The sequence below is a fragment of the Pontibacter anaerobius genome, assembly GCF_026241195.1.
Taxonomy (GTDB): Bacteria; Bacteroidota; Bacteroidia; order Cytophagales; family Hymenobacteraceae; genus Pontibacter; species Pontibacter anaerobius.
On sequence record NZ_JAPFQO010000011.1, the window covers coordinates 104,948 to 125,826 of the forward strand.

A 20,879-nucleotide genomic window follows, 5' to 3' on the forward strand; every position below is an offset into this window, starting at 1 on the left:
AAACAAAAAGGCAGCCCTGAAGAGGGGCTGCCTTTTTATATTTATACTTGCCGCTAAACTATAGTAGCTTGTACAGCCTGTCTTTTAGTCCGGAGGAAGCCTCTACCAGTGGCAGCCTAACCTGCGCCGAACACACGCCGAAACGCTCCAGCACTGCCTTCACGCCAACCGGGTTGCTTTCCTCGTACATCAGCGGGTTGAGGTCTACAAAGCTCAGTAGCGCGGCAGAAGCCTCTTTATAGTCGCCTTTCAGCGCCTGTCGCACCATGTTGCTGAACTTGCCCGGGAACGCATTGGCTAGTACAGAGATCACCCCGTCGGCTCCAAAGCTGGTCATGGGTACGGTAAGCAGGTCGTCGCCGCTGATAAGCATGAAGCCAGCAGGCTTGTGCTTGGCAATGTACATGCACTGCTCCAGGTTGCCGGAGGCTTCTTTTATCCCGATGATCTTGTCGTGGCCGGCCAGTTTTACCGTGGTTTCGCCGGAGATGTTACTGCCGGTACGGCCTGGCACATTGTAAAGTATAACCGGCACCGGCGAGGCGTTTGCCACCTGCACATAGTGTTGGTAAATGCCCTGCTGCGACGGCTTGTTATAGTAGGGGCTAACAGAAAGTATGGCCGTAATACCCTCCAGGTTTGTGTCGGAGATGGTATTCATAACCTCCTGCGTGTTATTGCCGCCAAGGCCGTACACCAGCGGCACCCGCCCATTTACATGCTCCTTTATCTCCTGCAGAATCTTCGCCTTCTCCGCTGCGGTGGTGGTCACCGACTCGGCCGTTGTGCCGTTCACTACCAGGTAATCTACGCCGCCATCCAGCACAAAGTCCAGTAACTTGCGCAGCGCATCGTAATCAACAGCCTGCTCCTTCGTAAAAGGCGTAACCAAGGCCACACCCGTTCCTCTTAATCTTTCCTGAATCATCCTTTAACTTATGAAATACGAAGTTCTAATTATGTTACCGATTCTGCAAATATCGTGTCAGGTATCTATTATAAGTACGGTGTCAAAAGTATAAGTTGCCCAGAAAAAAGGCGCAATCCCTTGCGCCTTAACTTAAAATGCTTCATACTTCCGCTTAATTTGGGTGGGAGGCACAAAACTGTACTTCAGACACTCGCAAGTTCTTCGCCCATAGCGAAATCTTTCCTGCCTCTCTACTTTTTACCTTCCTACTGTATATTATTCTCCTCCACCCACTTCAGGAAAGCTTCTTTGTAAACCTCACCTATTGGGATTTCCTTATTGCCGATGCGGATGCGGCTTTTCTCGATGCTGTCGATCTTTTGCAGCGACACGATAAAAGAGCGGTGCACGCGCAGGAATTTAGAGTCGGGCAGCTTCTCCATCATCTTGTTCATTGAGAGGAGCGTGATGATCTTCTGATCCTTGGTCTGGATGATGATGTAGTCCTTCAGACCCTCTATCCAAAGGATGTCCTTAAAATCAACCCGAATGGTTTTGTAATCGGCCTTCACGAATATGAAGTCATGCTCTGCTGTGGCTGGCTGTGCGGCCGGAGCAGCCTCGCTGGCTTTGGAGCCGGAACGCTGCAGCCTTTCCTGCGCCTTGGTCACGGCCTTCAGAAAGCGATCGAAGGGGATGGGCTTGAGCAGGTAATCGACGGCATCCTGATTAAAACCCTCCAGGGCATAATCGGGGTAGGCGGTGGTGAAGATGATGAGCGGCTGGTGCTTGAGTATGTTCAGGAACTGTATACCCGTCAGTTCGGGCATCTCAATATCCAGGAACATCAGGTCTACCTGCTCCTCCTGCAGCACCTGCATAGCCTCGGTGGCGCTGGAGCAGGTTTTTACCAGTTTCAGGAAAGGCAGTTTGCTTACGTAGCTCTCGATGATGTCGAGGGCCAGCGGTTCATCGTCAACGGCAAGGCAGCGGATTGTCATAGTTTTATTTGGTTTTAGGCTTGAAGTATAATTTGAGGGTGGCGTAAAATGTACCTCCCTTTTCCTCAAAAGTCAGTTCGTGGCGTTTGTTGTACAGCAGGTTGAGACGGCGTTTCAGGTTTTCAAGGCCAATGCCCCCAAACTCCCGCTTCTTGTGCTGGCTGGTGTTGTTGATGGTACTGAAGAGCAGGAAATCCTCCTTCACCACCAGGTTAAGTATAATTCCCACCTCGTTCTTGCTCACCAGGCCATGTTTAAAGGCATTCTCCACCAGCGTCATCAGTAGCATGGGCGCTATCTGCTTTCCCTCCAGGCTCCCCTGTATGTTAAATTTTATACTTGTCTGCTCGCGCAGGCGTAGCTTCTGCAAATCTATAAAATTCTTGATGTGGTCCACCTCTTTCTCCAGGCTCACCAGGGCATCGTTGCTTTCGTACAGCATGTAGCGCATCAGCAGCGAGAGTTTCATGATGGCATCCGGCGTTTCGGGGTGCTGCTTGTAAGCCAGTGAGTAAATGTTGTTGAGCGTGTTAAAGAGGAAATGCGGGTTTACCTGCGATTTGAGGAAGGCCAGTTCCGCGGTTAGCTTCTGCGTCTCCAGCTCCTTGTTTCGCCGCTCGTTGCGAATGTAGTTGCCGGTCACCTTCAGGGCAGAGGAGATAAAGACCAGCACCAGCCCCCCCATGATGTACTGAATAATGCGTTCGCTGCTGTAAAGCTGTGTCATCTCGCGGTTAAACTCCCGGAACAGGTAAAAATCGAGCGGCGCCCGAAGTACGGCAATGGCTACCAGTGTGGTGAGAACGGCGGCAATGTACAGGAAGATGCGGTTACGCGCCAGGTACCTGGAGATAAGCACATACCAGTTAAAGTAGAAGATGAAGATGTTGATCAGCAGGCCCACCAGCACATCCAGTACCTTGGTGAAGGAGAGCGCGCTGTTACCGTACAGAAAATAAAACACCCAGGCCCCGAATAGCAACCAGGCCGTCACGTGTATGGCAACGGTATACCTTTTCTTCACGGTTACCTGGGGCAGAACTATGCTGACTTTTGACAAGGCTATCAATCTGGCTTTAGCTGTTAACTGGCAGCATGCAAGTATAAACTAACTTATACCTGCATGTAGCTTCTTCATTGTATAAAGATAAACAAAGTATGGCATTTAAGTACTGCCGCCATACTTCTATATACTAACCTGCCTGTAATGGCTATCAAAAGTATGATTTACAGGACAAAACAGCTCTGGTGCATGGTTTTATACTTGGTCTAGGATTTTTGGAGGTTGGTATATTCTATTTTTTTGATGCCGAAATAAATTCCTCTTTTGTAGCCATACGCTACTAACATCAAAACTATGAAACCATTTATCATTGAGACCCACGGCCTTAACTACAGCTTCGGGAAGCGGCAGGTGCTGCAAAACCTGGAGCTGCGCGTGCCGCAGGGAGCTATCTTCGGCTTTCTGGGACCTAACGGTGCCGGAAAATCCACCACCATTCGTATTCTGCTGGGGCTGCTGCCGGTGCCCAAAGGCCAGGTGCTGGTGCATGGGCAGGACCTGAAGGAGAACCGCATCGACATCCTCCGCCGCACGGGTTCTTTGATCGAGATGCCTACGCTGTACCGCCACCTTTCCGGCCACGACAACCTGGAGATGCACCGACGCATGGTGCAGGCACCTAAAGCCCGCATTGCCGAAGTACTGCAAATTGTAGGGCTTACGCAGGATGCCCACCGCAAAACAAAGGAGTACTCGCTGGGCATGAGCCAGCGACTCGGCATTGCACTGGCCTTGATGGCCGACCCAGAACTGCTTATTCTGGATGAGCCCACTAACGGGCTGGACCCTAGTGGAATAAGAGAGGTGCGTGAGTTGCTCGTTAGGCTGAACCGTGACTTCGGGAAAACGATCTTCCTCTCCAGCCACCTGCTTTCCGAGATAGAGAAATGCGCTACTGAACTGGCTATAATCGACAAGGGGGGCATGCTTTACCAGGGCAGCCTGCAGCATTTATATGAAGGTACTTTCCAGAGCAATGTGCTGCAACTGGAGACCAGCAATAATGCCATCGCCCACAAACTGCTTGAAGACCACCAGTACCAGCTGCTACCGCAGGAAGACGATGTGCTGGCGGTGCAGGTGCAGGACAAGCAGCAGGTAGCCAGGATAAACCGCTTTCTGGTGGTGAACGGGCTGGAGGTATTTCGCCTTAGCACCCATACCTACAACCTGGAGGAGCTTTTCCTGAATATCACCAAAGGAGATGTAGCGGCCACTGCCATACAAGAACCCGTACTTTTCGAAAGACTATGAACGCGCTAATCTACTACCGCAGCAGTGTCAGCTCAGAATCGTTAAAGCTGAAAAACACCTTCTCGCTCTGGCTCTCCATTCTTGCGCCCTGCGCCCTCATTGGCATGCACGTGCTGGTGTTCTGGTCCAAAGGGCAGCATTTTATCACTGAAGGCGTTAATCCCTGGCATCGGTTTGCCATGCAGAATTTCAGCCTTTATACCATTTTGCTTATGCCCATTTTTATCGCGCTGCTGACAAGCCTGACCAACGGCATTGAGCATAAATCTAACGGCTGGAAGCACCTTAATAGCCTGCCGCTACCTAAAAGCACGATCTACACAGCCAAGGCTACTACTGTGGTGGGGCTGGTGCTGCTGAGCAACGTGGTATTTGTGCTGGCTTACCTGGCAGCTGGTTTGTTCCTGCAGCTGGTGCGCCCCGATCTGGGTTTCGAAAATATAGTGGGCTTACAAGTAGTGTTTGTGGCCGTGCTGAAGATGTTTCTGGCCACCTTCGTGATTATTGCCGTGCAGTTCTGGCTGAGCATCCGCTGGAGCAGTTTTGCCTTAAGTATGGGAGTGGGAATAGTGGCTATCATCACAGTGATTGTGGCCACCCAGTGGGAGTATATTCATTTATACCCCTTTGCCTATCCGCTTATGTCAATCAAAAACTTCCCTTCAGAAGCAGAGGTGTATAACCTGTTTAGCCAGGAGGTACTGTTAAGTTTAGGCGTTGGTTTGCTGGTGTTTATACTTGGCTACTTCGATGTTTCCAGGAAGCGGATTTCTTAAAGTATGAGTGTTTGTTGTTTGTTTTATATAAGTGCAGCACCGGTATCCGGTGCTGCACTTTTTTATAGTATAAAAAGTAAGAAGAGGCTTAGAGGAGAAGGGCTTTCATGCTGACTTGCTACTATGCTCAGAAGGTAACTGTATTTACAGAGCAAGAATAAACAGCCTAAAAACTTTACTTAATCTTACCTAGAAACTCTTCTTCTGATAGAATTTTGATTCCCAGTTTCTCCGCTTTTTCCAGCTTGGATGGTCCCATTTTATCGCCGGCTACCAGGTAGGAGAGCTTTTTGGAGATAGAGGACACCACTTTACCACCATGGCTGATAATCAACTGCTGCAGTTCTTCGCGGCTCACGCTTTCAAAAACGCCTGAAATCACAAACGTCTGTCCTTCCAGTTTGTCGCTCTGAATCTCGGGTGTTGTTTTTTCAGACTTGAATTTCAGGCCTGCTGCTCTCAGCCGCTCCAGCAGCTGTATATGGTCCTGGTCCTGAAAGTAAGCGATAACAGATTGGGCTATGCGGTCACCGATCTCGTTGATGGCAATTAGCTCCTCGTACGTTGCCCCACGAAGCGCCTCCAGGTCAGGTAGTTCCTCTGCCAGCTTTTTCGCCACAGTGCTGCCTACAAAGCGAATACCCAGCGCGAACAATACACGGTCATACGGGGTAGCTTTTGATTTCTCCAGGCTCGCCAGAATGTTGTTGGCGGATTTCTCGCCCATACGCTCCAACGGCACCAGTTGCTCAAAGGTAATATCATAAAGATCGGCGGCATTGCGTACATACCCTGCGCGATACAGCTGTTCCAATGTTTTAGGGCCCAGCTCATCCACGTTCATGGCTTTGCGGGCTATAAAGTGTTCCAGTTTTGCCAGTATCTGGGGTTCGCAGCCTTTTTCATTCGGGCAGTAAAACTGGGCTTCGCCCTCGGTGCGCACCAGCTCGGTGCCGCAGGCAGGGCAGTGGGTCGGGTAAAGTATAGGCTGGCTGTCGGCCGGGCGTTGCTCAAAATCAACCCCCGTAATTTTAGGAATGATCTCGCCGCCTTTCTCTACAAAAATGGTATCACCCAGGCGCAGGTCCAGGCGCTGTATCTCGTTGGCGTTGTGCACCGAGGCGCGCTTTACTACCGTTCCGGCCAAGGACACCGGCTCTAGCAGGGCAACAGGCGTTACGGCTCCTGTTCGGCCCACCTGGTACTGTATTCCCAAGAGTTTAGTGGCAGCATTTTCGGCGGCATACTTGTAGGCAATGGCCCAGCGCGGACTCTTGGCCGTAAAGCCAAGCTCCTCCTGCAGTGCATAACTGTTAACCTTCACCACCACGCCGTCAGTTGCAATAGGGAGTTCATGGCGGCGTTTCTCCCACTCATTTATGTATGCCAGCACATCCTCTATGTTGCCGCACTTGCGCCAGGTATCAGATACCTTAAAACCCCATTTCTGTATCGCCTGCAGGCTCTCCGAATGTGTATCGAAAGGGGTGTTATCAGCCAGGAAGCCATAAGAAAAGCACCCAAGTTTGCGGCTGGCCACCACAGATGAGTCCTGCTGTTTAAGCGTGCCTGAGGTGGCGTTTCTAGGGTTTGCCAAAAGCTGCTCGCCAGACTCCTCACGTTCTGCATTCAGTTGTTCGAATACCTGGAGCGGCATGAATACCTCACCGCGTACCTCAAACAGATCAGGGTAACTTTTTCCGTGCGCCTGCAGAGGTATATCGCGTATCGTTCGCACGTTAGCTGTGATATTATCGCCCCGGGTTCCGTCGCCCCGGGTTGAGCCTTGGGCTAATTTCCCGTTTTCATAAGTCAGGCTTATGGCCACACCGTCAAACTTTTGCTCGCAAACATACTCTACATCGTCGCCAACGGCTTTGCGTACACGTTTATCAAATTCGCGCAGCTCCTCTTCGGAGTAGGTGTTGCTGAGCGAGAGCATTGGCCAGCGGTGGTAAACTGTATCAAAAGATTTGGTGATAGTGCCGCCTACGCGTTGGGTAGGGGAGTGCGGCTGTTTATACTCCGGGTACAGGTTCTCCAGCTCCTCCAGTCGCTTCAGCATCTGGTCAAACTCAAAATCTGATACCTCCGAAACGCTGTTTTGGTAATATTGGTAATTCAGGTGATTTATCTTCTGCGTCAGCTCCTGCATCTCCAGGGCCGGGTCTTGTGTCGTTGCCATTTCTTGTGCTTTTATGCTTCCTGTAAAAATAGGAAAAATGTCTGAATCAGGATTTACAGGATAAGTATGGATGCGCAGATTTTCCCTGCAGATGCTTTTCATTTCTGGCGCGAGTCTCCAGACTCGTGTCCTACCCATAATGTGAAGTCTCCGACTTCACTGAGGCCGGAGGCATCAGGTTGGGCTCTGCAGCCGATTTCATTCCTCTGTCCTCTTATTGGAAGTTTAGAGTTTAGGAACGATGATCCCACCCCTAGAGCTACGCTCGCTAGCTCAAAACTCCCGTTTTGGCTAGTCCAGAGGAGGGGAATTTCCGACCACCCCTGCCCTCAGAGCTATGCTCGCTGCCTTCAAACTCACGTTCTCGTTAGTCAAAGCAGGTGAGTTTACCTCACCCCAACCCTCTCCTAAGAACAGGAGAGGAAGTTTTCAAAGACGATTAACATCCCCCTACCCCCTTCAAAGGGGGACTTGGTTTAACGCAACTACCTCAGTCCAATTGTCATCACGACCTTCAGGGAGAGATCTGGCTGAACCAGTAACGTGGGCATTCTCCAGATTTCTCGCGCTGCTCGAAATGACAGGGAAGGAGTGGCTATCGAGAACTGATCCCAGTCTTTCCGTTGAGCGCCTTTTGAGATTCCGGTGCCGCAAAGCGGCATTGCGACCTAAGGGTAGCAAAAGAAGGGAACACCGCGCGATGCGGGAAAACGAGGCCTCCGGCCTTGATGGCATCATAGCCGGAGATGAAACGATAGATAAGTAAGACTGCGGATAAACGGAGACTAGAAACGATAGCTTGTGCCAAACTGAAGAAAGCAGCGGCCCAAAGTATAAAGGCACAAGCAGAAACCTGCGCCAGGAAAGTATAAAACAAAACATCAACGACAAGCCTATAAGCCGGGTTCTGTCGCTACGCCCGAAGGCGTGCGTCTTATCATTTATCTAGGCCTGCACTCGCGCACAGGCTCCATCGACCTACCCACTGACATCGGACGAGCAGCCCTTAGCCCCGCCGAAGCGAGGCGCTGTCAGCCTATTTGGTCTTTCAACTCCTAAGGTTTACCCAGCCGGACTGGTCACCCAGCCGCTGGTGCGCTCTTACCGCACCTTTTCACCCTTACCTCAATTGCTTGAGGCGGTAATTTTCTGTGGCACTGGCTGTATCCCGCTTGCGCAGGACCCTTCCCGTTAGGAAGTAGGATGCTCTGTGTTGCCCGGACTTTCCTCTCCCCAAAAGGGCAGCGATAAGACGACTTGCCGTTGATATTTTGCTTTGCACAAAGATAACACAATTACCGAACCGGAGGTTCGGATAGAGTTAAAGAGTTGGGGAGATAGAGAGTTTAGATGTTAAGAACAGATTTCTGGAGTCTCTAACTCCTAAACACCCAAACTCTCTAACTTATTTCAGTCTCACCAACGTGGCGCCGTAACCGAATTTTTCTTTGCGGGCGTCTTCGAAGAATTTGATGCCGGGGGTGCGGCTCAGTATTTTCTGTAGTTCCTTGCGAAGCACGCCGTTACCGGCCCCGTGTATGAACACGATCTCGTGCATGTTGGTGGCCATGGCCCTGTCCAGCGCATCCTGGAAGCGCTCCAATTGTGTTTTAATGATGGCGCTGTTGCTCATGCCGCTGTGGTCGTCCACCAGTTTCTCAATGTGCAGGTCCACTTCGTGCTCGGGCGCAGTAAGTTTGTAGGTTTCGTGGTTTTGCGCCGCTTCTTCGAGCTGCTCTTTTATCTTATCAGGATTAACGGAAACAGGCTTCTGATCGAGCTGGAACAGGTAGGCCTCTTTGTTGAGCACAGGCGCAGTGCGCTTACTCTTGTAAAAAGAACTGGCCTTAAACTGCACCCGCTTTACAACCGGTTCGAAGATGGTAGGGCTGCCATTGCGATGCTGAATGAACTGGATCAGCAGGTTTGGCCATTTTTCGAACTCCTTCAGGTGGTAATGTGTTATCACGCGGGTTGCTTTTGGAGCCAGCTTGTCGTTCTGCAGCCCGCGGTAATTCTTCTCGCGCTCCTCACCGCTGGTAAACAGCACATCGTAATCCGAGTTATTTACCATGGTTACCGCCAACAACTCCTCCGACTGGTGCACCAGCGCCAGGTACACCCCTTGTGCCGCCAAAACCGGCGCGGCAGGCTCTTTACGTTTGCTTGGCTGTATGGTGGTTTCGTCCTGGCGCATATACTTTTGCTCCTCAGCGGCGATCACCACCACCTCGCGGCGGGCAACAGGTATGGTAAAGTCGTTATCGATGGCTACTTCTACCAGATTATTATCCAAAAGGCGCGTAATAATGCCTTCCTCACGGCCGGACATCAGGCGCACACGGTCTCCTACGTTCATGGTTTCTTTGTTCGTTATGGGTTGTTGATCAATCGTTCTTTATAAAGTATGAACGATCGAACAGGATACACAAAGATACGAATCTTTGGGCAGGGGAGGCGGACTTAGAAGTACAACGGGTGCAGTTTAAAACCGTTTTTCCGGTTATACTCCAATGCAGGGGCAGGCACTTTGATGATGCTGAGCACGTATAGGGCGGTGTTCCATACTTTGTTGCGGCCTTTGAAGTGCATCAGGTTGAGGTCGGGGCTGAGGTAGAACTGGCGGTGCGCATCCAGCCCCGCGGCGGCGTTAGCCTCCGGATCGTTGTAGACCATTTCCTGCGCACCGTAGCCTACGGCAATATTCAGCCACTTCGGGTACTTGCTTTCTTCGTTCAGAAAGGCACCTACATTCACCGAAAGCCAGTAGGTTTGGCCGTTGTAATCTTTCAGTGCCTGCTCTCCCAGGTTACTGCCGAGCACATTGGGGCGCATATCGGCGTAGCGGGTAGTATGAAAAGAATATTTAGGCATGATGCGCACTTCCTGCCAGGCCAGCTCCTGCGCCACCACACCGGCAGAGCCAACTGTATTGGCCACTACATCACCCACAGAGGCGCCATAATCAGCTTGATACCCATCAAAAATTTCGATCGGAGTTTGCAGAAGTATACCTGTAAGTCCGCCGTAAAATATGGCTTTTTTCTCCGGCATGCCTGCCCAGCGCAGCATGTCGATACCTGCCCGGCTTTGGTGAAAGGCACCCCAGAAATGCCCCGCTTTATCCACCTGTTTCCATTGCTTGTTGTCGTCAAACCAATGAAAATCAGTGCGCTCTTCTTCGGAGTACCAAGCTTTGTTAAGGGAGATCAGCAGGGAAGTATAGCCTACCCCGAAAGCTGAACCCAGCACCAGCAGACGTTTGTTGCTTACCTTAGTTGTATCGGGCTGCACTTGAGCCATACTTAGCCGGGGCAGGCAAAGCAGCAGGAGCAGGAGGTGAAGTATAAGTCGCTGGCGCATCGGGGCAAAGATAGGGATATTCGGTTTATCTGGTTAGTATTTGCTGGTAGGGGAGTCATAGGGTTTGTCTATACTCTCATAGCTGCTGCTTTCATCATCCTGATACAAACTATCTTTTCTAGCTTCTGCTGATCCTGAGTCTTCTAAAACTATTGTTCCACTTCCTGCTGTGGTGTCCTCCAGGTCGGAAGACCTCGTCCTGGGGGTAGGGGCCCTCGATATGGGCATCGCGCGGTGTATTGAAGCTGCCATCGCTACGCTGCAGGCTGCCCTCCGGGCACCGCATCAATACAAGGCGCTCAACCCACGGACTGGAATCTAGTTTGGTAGCCACCGCTGACGGAGCCTGAGCAGTACTCCCTCTCCTGTTTTGGGGGTAGGGGCCCTCGAGAAAAGGAGAGGGCTGGGGTGAGGTAAATTCCCCTCCTTAGACTACCGAGAACGTGAGTTCGAAGGTAGCGAGCTTAGCTCTGAGGGGCAGGGGTGGTTGGATCCGGTACTGCAGAGCTTCCTCCCCTGTTTTGGGGGAGGGGCCCCTCTATATTGTCTTATCCTGCAAATCCTGATTCTGACAGGGGATTAAAACAAAAGCGGCGAAACATTTCTGCTCCGCCGCTTTTTATACCTTAAAGCATTTATATTTATGCTTTCTTGTACATTACTGATTTAACAGCCTCTATCGTACGCTCTACATTTGGCAGTGATGCCTCGATCAGGGTAGGGGCGTAAGGAAGCGGCACGTCGCGGCAGGTAACACGCTTTACCGGAGCATCCATGTAATCGAACGCGTTGCTCTGGATGTGGTACGCCAGCTCGGCAGAGATGGAAGCCAGTGGCCATGCCTCTTCTACAACCACCATGCGGTTTGTCTTCTTCACAGACTCTACCAGTGTTTTGTAGTCGATAGGGCGAACGGTGCGCAGGTCGATTACCTCGGCGTTAATACCGTCTTCGGCCAGTTCTTCGGCAGCTGCCAGGGCTACTTTCATCATCTTGCCAAAAGAAACGATGGTCACGTCAGAACCTTCGCGCTTGATGTCGGCTACACCGATCGGAATAGTGTACTCTTCCTCCGGAACCTCGCCTTTGTCGCCGTACATCTGCTCCGACTCCATGAAGATCACCGGGTCGTTGTCGCGGATGGCAGACTTCAGCAGGCCTTTTGCATCGTAAGGGTTTGATGGAACAATTACTTTTAGACCAGGCGTGTTGGCATACCAGTTCTCGAAGTTCTGCGAGTGCTGCGAAGACAGCATACCGGCGCTACCGGTAGGGCCACGGAACACCATTGGGGCACCGTATTGCCCACCTGACATGGACATCAGCTTAGCGGCAGAGTTGATCACCTGGTCGATGGCAACCAGCGAGAAGTTAAAGGTCATGAACTCGATGATCGGGCGCAGGCCGTTCATGGCAGCACCCACACCGATACCGGCAAAACCCAGCTCGGCGATTGGGGTATCGATCACACGCTCCGGACCAAACTCGTCCAGCATGCCTTGGCTCACTTTGTAAGCTCCGTTGTACTCGGCAACTTCCTCGCCCATCAGAAACACGCTCTTGTCGCGGCGCATCTCCTCCGACATCGCTTCGCGCAGGGCTTCTCTAAACTGTATACTTCGCATATAAGATGTTTAATTCTCGGTTCAGCAGGTAAAATTAAGAGAACTCTGTCAAATTACAATGTACTCCCGTGTTTTCTGCGCTCCAAACTTAACGAATCAGCGCATCTTTATAGGACTGCTTCTTGCGGTAAGCCTCAAATTCCATGTCGTTGATGGCTTTTTGCATAAAGCTATTGTCAGCGTTTACGGCGCGGCGCAAGCCCTGCTGCAGCTTTTCCTCGTCCCCGGTGCGGGCACCAAGTATGGCCAGGCTGTAGTAGGCCAGGGCATCGTCTGGCTTTTGCTCCAGCGCGTTCAGGTAAAACTCCTCAGCGCCTTCGTAGTTCTCCTTCAGCAGGTAGCTCAGGCCCAGGTTCATGTTGGTCTGGTAACTGTCGCCGGCATACTTCAGACTTTCGATAGCCTCATTGTATCTGCCGGTTTCAATCTCCAGTGCTGCCTTATCCGCGAAAATTGACTGCAGCAGCACTTCTTCTCCGCCTAAGCTAACGGCATAGTTATAGTTCTCCAACGCCTCTTCGTACTTACCCAATTGGTGATAGGCACTGGCGAGGCTGTAGTACACTTTAGCAGTTGGGTTGCGGTAGCCGGCAAACTTTAAGTTAGCAATTGCTTTCTCCAGCAAGGCTTTTTTAGCGGCAGGGCGATAGTCTTTGCGGGCCATCTCCTTATACACCACGCCCAGGTTATAATAGGCTGGCCATTTATCGGTAGTTTTAACGGCAGCTTCATAGAGTTTGCGCTTCTCGGCCAAAAGTGGGGTGAGGGTGGCGGCATGCTGCAATTCCTCCTCCGTCAGTTCATCGGCATCCACTTCCTCGTTGGCGATGCGCTGGGCCATAACGTACAGTTCATAGTCTGGGCGGCGGCTGCGGTTGTAGTTAAACTCTACCTGGGCGGCCTGCAGGCTTGGGTATACATACTTCTGCAAGTATGGAAATGCTTCTGCTTGCTGCAGCGCCTGCAGTTTCTCCTGTTCATTCTGCTCCCCCTGAAGTATAGCCAGCACCTCCTGCTTCTGTGCTTTAGGCAGGGCGGTAGCTTCCAGTTTCTGCTGCAGCAATTCCAGCATGTTCTCCTGCACTGCGGTTGCAATCTCAACTTTTTTGCCGCTGTAGTCCAGCGCCTTCATCTTCTGGCGGTAATGGTTTTCCAGTGTCTGCGCGCGCTTATGGGCCAGGTTGTTGTTTTTCTCGCCCGGGGCGCGCATGCCCGTTATTTTTATCTTTTGAGAAGGCACGTTATCCAGGGCATACTGCTCCAGTACCTGCAGCTTGCCGTCCGAAAGGTCATCCAGCTTCGACTGGTTCTGCTCGAAGTAGAATATAAGTTTGCCGGTGCTGTCAGCCTCTTCTATATACTTATCTGCTGTGTAAGAGAACTCGTTGTTTCGCACCAACAGCAGGGGCGTGGTGTTAAGGCCTGTGGTAACTTGTTTGGGGTCGGTATAAGCTATGTTGTTGTCTTCCTTGTCTATGGCTCGCCCCTGCACCATCAGGCGGCCACTGGATTTTTCCGGAGCATAAGGGAAAGACAGCTCTTTTATGATGGTAGGCTTCTGGTCTTCGTAAAGGAACTCCCCGAATTCAAAACTGTATGTGCCGATATTTTCGCGCTTCTCATTGCCGTACTCATAGTATACATCGAGTTTGTACACTTCTTTGTCCCGAATTAGTTTTTCCGGCACCTGCGCCTTCAGTTCAAAGTTTACGCGCTCCCCATTCGTTACCAGCGGGGCAGGCACCACAGTAACCTGCTGGTGCTTTTCGGCGGTTTTAACCATGCGCTGCAGGGTGCAGCCCGAGCCGCCAACGCCAAGAGAAACTGTAAGGAGAAGGAGTAGGGTTCTGTTTTTTTTGTACTGTTGCATGTCCTGTTTTTTTCAGATGCCGTAAAGGTAAGGTACACCACAAACTATGTTTTCACGTTTATTGTTATACTTCCCAGGCGTCATAAGATTTTGATGTTTGAGGAACAAAGTATAATTTAGAATTTAAATCAGATGATCATGAAACGGCTTCAGTACTTTATCGAATCACAGGCTTTTGGTGTGTGCACGATGCTAGGGGAGAAGCTGGGCTTTGCCTCCAGCAGCATCCGCCTCACGTTCATCTATGTCTCTTTCCTTACGATGGGCTCCCCTGTGCTCATTTACCTGATGCTGGCCTTCTGGATGAACGTAAGCAAGCACCTGCGCCGGGAACGCAGCACGGTTTGGGACCTATAGCTCCTGCACCGTCCGTTTCTGCCGGATAAAATATTGCCACACGATACTGCCTTTGTAAACGCCCGTGATGTAAGGGAAATTGCCTTTGGGTTGCTGCTCTCTTCTGCGGCGGCGCCAGTAGGCACTGTTTCGGAGCAGATCTGCGTGGGCATCCAGCACGGCCCTGGCGTCTCTGTTCTGGCCTGCCAACACCATTCTTAAGGCAGCTACCCAATCCAGTAGTAGGCGCAGCGCCATTGAGGCCACTAACTCGCGGGAAGGTGTATTCTTGTAAAGCAGCGCCAGTCCGTTACGAAAGTTCAAGTACGTTTTTCTTGGGTTTGACTTATGCAGTGTGCCGCCGCCCACATGATATACGCGGCTGTGGCCATTGTACATTACCTTATAGCCTGTGTTCTTGGCGCGCCAGCAAAAGTCAATCTCCTCCATGTGGGCGAAGAAAGCAGGCTCCAGGCCACCAAGCTGCTGGTAAACATCGGCCCGCACAAACATACAGGCACCCGTAGCCCAGAAAACCTCCTGCACATCATCGTACTGTCCTTTGTCCTCCTCCAGCGTCTCGAACAGGCGGCCACGGCAAAAAGGATATGCCAGTACATCCAGCATACCTCCGCCTGCGCCGGCATACTCAAAAAAGCCGGGGTGCTGCTGCGCGAGGATCTTCGGTTGGCAAACCGCTATACTTTGGTCCTGCTCCATCAGCCCGATGATCGGCTCGGTCCAACCGGGCGGTACTTCCACATCGGAGTTTAGCAGCACGAAGTACTTGGCCTGCACCTGCTGCAGCGCTTTGTTGTAGCCTTCGCAAAATCCGAAATTCTCGGATAGCAGGATAAGGCGCACCTGCGGGAAGTGCTCCTGCAGAAAGGCAACAGAGCCATCGGTAGAGGCGTTGTCAGCCACAATTATCTCGGCATTGCCGCTATTAGCCACAACCGATGGCAGGAACTGTTGTAAATGCTTCAGACCGTTCCAGTTAAGGATAACAACGGCCGTGTGGGCCGGGTTATAGTCCAAAGCTGCCGAGGTCTAAGCCGGGTATGTTCGGGATAAGGCCTTCGGTGTGCTTGCGCATTTCTTCCTGTGCCCGTTCGCCAGCGGTCAGCATGGCGTTGTTCACAGCTGCTACAACTAAATCATTAACCATTTCACGGTCATCCGCATTCAAGATCGACTCATCGATCTCTATTTTCAGGAGCTGGCGTTGGCCGTTAACCGTGGCCTTTACTAGTCCCGCACCCGACTCAGCGGTTACGGTTACGTCTTTCAGTTTCTCCTGTGCTTCCTTCATTTTGGCCTGAGCTTCCTTAATCTTGCCCATCATGCCCATCATATCAAACATAGTTTTCTCCTTTATAGGTGTGTGTACGAAGTATAACGTTCGGTTATCGGTTTATGCTTACAAATATAAGCACTCTTTTTTAAGCGGTTTATACTTTAGCGGAATGGCTGAAAAGAGGAATGCTAGCGCAGAAGCGTAATGGTGCCGGTTCTCTTTTTAGTAGTGCCGAAACTGGTCTGGAAGGAGATTGTGTAAGCGTAGGCTCCTGCAGGCGCTTCGCGGCCGTTGTCCGTTCCGTCCCAGGCGGCGTCAGCCTCAGTGCCTTCATAAACAACGCTGCCGGAGCGGTTAAACACGCGCAACGTATAGCCGCTGAAGAACTTGCCCTGTATCTCGAAGACGTCATTCAGACCGTCCCCGTTCGGTGTAAAGGCACTCGGGATATACACCAGCGCGTCTTGCTCTATCTCCACCATATTAGAGAACGAAACACCGGTGCCATTCTGAGACATTGCCTTGATGCGGTAGCGCAACACAGGAAGGTCGTTGCTCAGGGTTTGATCTGTGAAGGTGCGGCCGGTGGCGGGGTAGCTGGTAACAAGGGTACCGTTCTCGTCCAGCAGCTCTACACTATACTGTCCCACACCATCCGGAAAACCGGTGAATGCCGACCAGCTGAGGTTTATGCTTCCGTCTGTCTGCCGTTCGGCCTCAAGTATAATAGGGCAGGTGATGTTGCTGGCAGGCGATGTGTTGCCGCAAACGTTTGTGAAGGTGCTGCGGTAGCAAACAGGCTGTCCGTTTATACTTTCATCCAATATATTTGTCTGCTGTGTCTGCGCCAACTGCTGGTAGGGGCCACCCTTTATACTTTTCTCGATGGTTGCTACGCTTACTGTTTCGCCCTCGGGCAGCTGCAGCGTAAGTTCCACCTGGTTGCTCAGGTTAAAGCTGGATAGTAAGTATGGCGCGGCAGGTACGGCAGTGGAAGTTACCTCAGCATCACGCGTGGCGGATACAGAAGTATAGCGGTCGCCCTGCGGATCGTTGCCTGTGCCCACTACGTAATAGCTGTAGGTCTGGCCGCAGGTAACTTCATTGTCGGTGAATGCGGAGGTGGTGCCGGGCAAGGTTTGAAGCAGGGTGCCGTTGCGGTATACCTCAAAGGCGCTGAAGTCTGGTGAATATTCCCAATTAAGCTGCGCCTGCTCTTCGTCCGTCTGCGCATTCAGCGAAATACCACTAATAACATTCGAGTTGATTGAAACCTCTCCGCAGGCATCCACTGGGCGAGCTAGGTACCAGGTACCATCTACAGTGTTCACATCTCTGATGGTTTGAGTAAGTGTAGCACCAGTAACATCCTGTACAACACCAATCTCAATGTATGGCTGCCTGAAATCGCCAGTGTACTGCTCTATGGTATAAGCGTAACCGGGCACCAGCCCCGACAACTCCAGTTGTATGCTTCCATTTTCTGCCTGTTCCAGCACGGTCAGTTTCTCTATCTGTGTTGGGTTTTCTCTGTCCAGCACAGGAAGTGTGGAGACGCTTTGCGAACTTATGCCCTGGCAGGTGGCGCCATTGTAGCTGCCGGTAAGTGTTACGGTGAAACTCCCCTGAGAACTATAAGTATGGGTGATGGTGCTGCTGCCGTCGGTCTGCTGTGTTGTTCCGTCTCCAAAATCGAAAGTATAAACATCATACTCCGGGTTGGTGATGGTGAAGGAAACAGCACCACTGGCACAGCTTTGGGTGGTAAAAACGGGCTCGGGTGCTGCTTTTACCTCGAAAACTCTTGAAACGGTGTCAGTAGAGGTGCTGCCATAATTGGCTATCTGCAAGACTTTATACCTGCCGGGTGCTGTGTAAGTATGTTTCTTGTTTGTGGATGAGGGAGTGGGAATGGGCGACTCTCCTTTGTAATCAAACACATAGTACTCCTTATCGTCATCAACCTTGTCATAGCAATCCTTAAAGGTTACTTCCTGGCCCACGCAAAGCACTTCTGTTTCCTCGCCGGCTGCGTTTAGCGCTGCTATGCACTTTTCATCCTGCGCCCAGCAAGCGGTGGCTAAAAGTATAAACCATATGGTAAGCAGGTATCTCAAACTCTCTTTTGTATTGGCTTTACGATTAAATTAATAAAAGTACGGCACAAAAGTTTAGCGGCCAGCAAAAGAAAAGCCTCTGCCACAACCATGGCAGAGGCTTTTTATACTTTAAAAGTATGATTTACAAAGTATAAAGCCTGAGGAAGCTAATGCTTTGCTTGATGTCGTGGTGCAGCACACGGTCTGTGGAGACGAACGGCACCTGTTCCCGGTATACCTTTACCAGTTGCTCCAGCGGCTCCGAGGTCTGCAGTGGCCTGCGGAAGTCCATGGCCTGAGCGGCATTCATTAGTTCGATGGCCAATACACGCTCCGTGTTGTGCACCACCTGGTAAGCCTTGGTAGCGGCATTGGCACCCATACTCACGTGGTCTTCCTGGTTATGGGAGGATGGTATGGTATCCACAGAGGCCGGTGTACAAAGCTGCTTGCTCTGGCTCACGATGGAGGCTGCCGTGTACTGGCTGATCATAAAGCCGGAATTGAGCCCCGGCTCCGCCACCAGGAAAGCCGGCAGGCCGCGCTGTCCGGATATTAATTGGTAAGTTCTGCGCTCTGATATACTGCCTAGCTCGGCCACGGCTATTGCCATAAAGTCGAGCGCCAGCGCCAGTGGCTGACCGTGGAAGTTGCCCCCGGATATGATCTCGTCCTCCTCCGGGAAAATGTTTGGATTGTCGGTTACGGCATTAATCTCTGTCAGGAAAACCTGCTCCACGTAGTTCAGAGCGTCTTTAGAAGCACCGTGTACCTGCGGAATGCAACGGAAGGAGTAGGGGTCCTGCACATGCTGCTTCTCCTGCTCAATCAGCTGGCTTCCTGCCAGCAGGTTTCTCATTACTTCTGCGGTTTGCAGCTGCCCCTGGTGCGGCCTTACCTGGTGGATAAGCTGGTTAAATGGCTCTATGCGTCCGTCATAAGCATCCAGCGACAAAGCACTAACCAAATCGGCTTGTTTTGACAGTCGTTTGGCCATCAATAGGTTATGTACACCGTAGGCGCTCATAAACTGGGTGCCGTTCAGGAGGGCAAGACCTTCCTTCGCCTTCAGGGCAATTGGTTCCCAGCTGAACATTTCCAGCACATGGCGGCTCTCCAGCTTCATTCCCTGGAAGTATACCTCGCCCAAACCGATGAGCGGCAGACACAGGTGCGCCAGCGGAGCCAGGTCGCCGCTCGCCCCTAATGAGCCTTGCTGGTACACCACCGGGTACACATCGCGGTTATAGAAGTCGATCAGGCGCTTTACTGTCTGCAGTTGCACACCGCTATGCCCATAGGCCAGCGACTGGATCTTGAGCAGCAACATGAGTTTCACCACCTCTTGCGGCACCTCGTCGCCGGTTCCGCAGGCATGCGACATCATCAGGTTGCGTTGTAGTTGCTCCAGGTCCTCAGGGGAGATTTTCTTGTCGTAGAGTGAGCCGAAGCCGGTATTTATCCCGTAAATGCTGCGGTGTGTTCCTGTAATTTTCTGCTGCAGATACTCGTGGCAACGCACAATGCGCTCCTCCGCCTGTTCCGACAGTGCCAAAGTATAATTCTCATTTAGGATCGTGCCGATAAGCTCCAGCGTCAGGTGCTGGCTGGAGATGTGGTGTACCTGGGCCATTTACGTTATTTCAGTTGCGTGATGATTTCCTCTATTGTCAGGTCATGCTGCTCTCCGCGTTTCATGTCACGCAGTTTCAGCTTCCCGGATGCCATTTCCTCAGAGCCGATCAGGATCACATATGGGATGTTCTTTTGATCGGCATAGCCCATCTGCTTCTTCAGCTTGGCTGCCTCCGGGTACAATTCAGCACTAATACCGGCATCGCGCAGTTGCTGCAGCACTGGTAAGGCATACATCTCGGAGTCCTTATCGAACTGCACAATAAGGGCAGTAGTACTCTGCTGGCTGCTCTCCGGGAACAGTTGCAGCTCTTCCAGTACATCGTAAATCCGATCGACCCCGAATGAGAAGCCTACACCCGAAACGCCCGGCAACCCGAACATGCCTGTCAGGTTATCATACCGGCCTCCGCCACTGATGCTGCCCATACTTACATTATTCACCTTCACCTCGAAAATGCAGCCGGTGTAGTAGGAGAGGCCACGGGCCAGGGTCACGTCCAGCATCAGGCGCGGCTCCCCGGATGGGTTCTCGGCCGTTAGCGCCTTGCTTTGCAGCCCTTGCAGGTATGCCCATACTTCACGAAGGTCGTTCAGGCCGCGCTCGCCCTCTGCTGTGTTGCCAAGTATACTTTGGAGTTGCGCCAGTTTCTCTTCGTTGCTGCCGTTCAGGTCATAGAGCGGCTCTAACTTGTTAACAGCATCTACTGTTATCCCACGCTCCAGCAGCTCCTTGCGTACGCCCTCTTGGCCTATTTTGTCCAGCTTGTCGATGGCTACGCAGATGTCGCCTTCGCGCCCTTTTTCGTCAATGGCCTCAGCAATCCCTGCCAGCACGCCACGGTGGTTTATTTTGATGGTGAAGTCAGTTAACCCTAGATCAGTCAGAGCCCCGTTGATCATCTGCACGATCTCAGCCTCGCACAGCAGCGAGTTGGTGCCCACCACGTCGGCATCGCACTGGTAAAACTCGCGGTAGCGGCCTTTCTGCGGACGGTCGGCCCGCCAAACAGGCTGAATCTGGTACCGCTTGAACGGGAAGGTAATCTCGTTGCGGTTCATCACCACAAACCGGGCAAAGGGCACAGTCAGGTCGTAGCGCAGTGCTTTCTCTGAGATCTTTCGGGTCAGATGCTTGTAGCCCTGCTCCACATCCTCTGGCTTAGTCTTAGCCAGGAAATCCCCTGAGTTAAGGATCTTGAAGATCAGCTGGTCGCCCTCATCGCCATACTTGCCAGTCAGCACCGACAGTTGCTCCATGGCAGGAGTTTCGAGGGGCAGGTAGCCAAACTTCTCGAAGGTGCGGCGGATGATGCCAAAAATATAGTTCCGTTTGGCCACGACAGCCGGGCCAAAATCTCTTGTTCCTTTCGGTATAGATGGTTTCTCTTTGCTCATGCTTTTGCAGGTTTGCCGGCGAAGTTACTAAAAGTGGAGCAAAGGTGGGAGGGGAGATACAGTTTGA

At 51.7% G+C, this 20,879-nt stretch carries 16 protein-coding genes and 1 other RNA gene; 3 read left to right on the forward strand and 14 right to left on the reverse strand.

Going from position 1 to position 20,879, the window contains the following annotated elements:
- Positions 1 to 58: 58 nt before the first annotated feature.
- The 3 genes from dapA to OO017_RS16345 all read right to left on the reverse strand — a co-directional run bounded on the left by dapA (position 59) and on the right by OO017_RS16345 (position 2,935).
- Positions 59 to 928 carry a 4-hydroxy-tetrahydrodipicolinate synthase gene (dapA, locus tag OO017_RS16335; RefSeq protein WP_266053767.1) on the reverse strand — a complete coding sequence of 290 codons (870 nt, stop codon included), beginning with the start codon at positions 926 to 928 and terminating at the stop codon, positions 59 to 61.
- A gap of 248 nt (positions 929 to 1,176) precedes the next feature.
- A complete protein-coding gene (locus OO017_RS16340; RefSeq protein WP_266053768.1) occupies positions 1,177 to 1,911 on the reverse strand; it encodes a LytR/AlgR family response regulator transcription factor in 735 nt (244 codons plus the stop codon).
- A 4-nt stretch (positions 1,912 to 1,915) separates the two neighbouring features.
- Positions 1,916 to 2,935, reverse strand: a complete 1,020-nt coding sequence (locus OO017_RS16345; protein WP_266053769.1) for a sensor histidine kinase — start codon at positions 2,933 to 2,935, stop codon at positions 1,916 to 1,918.
- 333 nt (positions 2,936 to 3,268) lie between these two features.
- Between OO017_RS16345 and OO017_RS16350 the strand changes: the two genes are divergently transcribed.
- A complete protein-coding gene (locus OO017_RS16350; RefSeq protein WP_266053770.1) occupies positions 3,269 to 4,228 on the forward strand; it encodes an ABC transporter ATP-binding protein in 960 nt (319 codons plus the stop codon).
- Positions 4,225 to 5,004: an ABC transporter permease gene (locus tag OO017_RS16355; RefSeq protein ID WP_266053771.1), complete on the forward strand. Its 780-nt coding sequence runs from the start codon at positions 4,225 to 4,227 to the stop codon at positions 5,002 to 5,004. The genes OO017_RS16350 and OO017_RS16355 overlap by 4 nt, the downstream gene beginning before the upstream one ends.
- A gap of 175 nt (positions 5,005 to 5,179) precedes the next feature.
- Here the strand turns inward: OO017_RS16355 and ligA are convergent, their stop codons facing one another.
- The 6 genes from ligA to OO017_RS16385 form a co-directional block, all read right to left on the reverse strand.
- Positions 5,180 to 7,189, reverse strand: a complete 2,010-nt coding sequence (gene ligA / locus OO017_RS16360; RefSeq protein WP_266053772.1) for an NAD-dependent DNA ligase LigA — start codon at positions 7,187 to 7,189, stop codon at positions 5,180 to 5,182.
- Positions 7,190 to 8,069: 880 nt separating this feature from the next.
- Positions 8,070 to 8,453: RNase P RNA component class A (gene rnpB / locus OO017_RS16365), an RNA gene on the reverse strand.
- 141 nt (positions 8,454 to 8,594) lie between these two features.
- A complete protein-coding gene (locus OO017_RS16370) occupies positions 8,595 to 9,548 on the reverse strand; it encodes a Smr/MutS family protein (protein WP_266053773.1) in 954 nt (317 codons plus the stop codon).
- A gap of 104 nt (positions 9,549 to 9,652) precedes the next feature.
- Positions 9,653 to 10,552 (reverse strand): DUF2279 domain-containing protein, encoded by a 900-nt coding sequence (locus OO017_RS16375; protein ID WP_266053774.1) that lies wholly within the window; start codon positions 10,550 to 10,552, stop codon positions 9,653 to 9,655.
- A gap of 641 nt (positions 10,553 to 11,193) precedes the next feature.
- Positions 11,194 to 12,177, reverse strand: a complete 984-nt coding sequence (locus OO017_RS16380; protein WP_266053775.1) for a pyruvate dehydrogenase complex E1 component subunit beta — start codon at positions 12,175 to 12,177, stop codon at positions 11,194 to 11,196.
- Positions 12,178 to 12,265: 88 nt separating this feature from the next.
- Positions 12,266 to 14,047 (reverse strand): tetratricopeptide repeat protein, encoded by a 1,782-nt coding sequence (locus OO017_RS16385; RefSeq protein ID WP_266053776.1) that lies wholly within the window; start codon positions 14,045 to 14,047, stop codon positions 12,266 to 12,268.
- 138 nt (positions 14,048 to 14,185) lie between these two features.
- On the opposite strand from OO017_RS16385, the gene OO017_RS16390 reads away from it, so the two are divergent.
- Positions 14,186 to 14,404, forward strand: coding sequence for a PspC domain-containing protein (locus OO017_RS16390; RefSeq protein WP_266053777.1), 219 nt, complete (start codon positions 14,186 to 14,188; stop codon positions 14,402 to 14,404).
- Here OO017_RS16390 and OO017_RS16395 read toward each other — a convergent pair.
- The 5 genes from OO017_RS16395 to hisS form a co-directional block, all read right to left on the reverse strand.
- A complete protein-coding gene (locus OO017_RS16395; RefSeq protein ID WP_266053778.1) occupies positions 14,399 to 15,421 on the reverse strand; it encodes a glycosyltransferase family 2 protein in 1,023 nt (340 codons plus the stop codon). The two genes, OO017_RS16390 and OO017_RS16395, sit on opposite strands and share 6 nt — an antisense overlap.
- The gene (locus OO017_RS16400) at positions 15,411 to 15,746 is read right to left on the reverse strand and encodes a YbaB/EbfC family nucleoid-associated protein (protein WP_266053779.1); all 336 of its coding nucleotides are present in this window, start codon (positions 15,744 to 15,746) and stop codon (positions 15,411 to 15,413) included. Before OO017_RS16400 ends, OO017_RS16395 begins: the two co-directional genes overlap by 11 nt.
- Before the next feature lie 122 nt (positions 15,747 to 15,868).
- A complete protein-coding gene (locus OO017_RS16405; RefSeq protein ID WP_266053780.1) occupies positions 15,869 to 17,797 on the reverse strand; it encodes a T9SS type B sorting domain-containing protein in 1,929 nt (642 codons plus the stop codon).
- A gap of 124 nt (positions 17,798 to 17,921) precedes the next feature.
- Positions 17,922 to 19,412 (reverse strand): histidine ammonia-lyase, encoded by a 1,491-nt coding sequence (hutH, locus tag OO017_RS16410; protein WP_266053781.1) that lies wholly within the window; start codon positions 19,410 to 19,412, stop codon positions 17,922 to 17,924.
- A gap of 5 nt (positions 19,413 to 19,417) precedes the next feature.
- Positions 19,418 to 20,812 carry a histidine--tRNA ligase gene (gene hisS / locus OO017_RS16415; protein WP_266053782.1) on the reverse strand — a complete coding sequence of 465 codons (1,395 nt, stop codon included), beginning with the start codon at positions 20,810 to 20,812 and terminating at the stop codon, positions 19,418 to 19,420.
- Positions 20,813 to 20,879 lie beyond the last annotated feature (67 nt).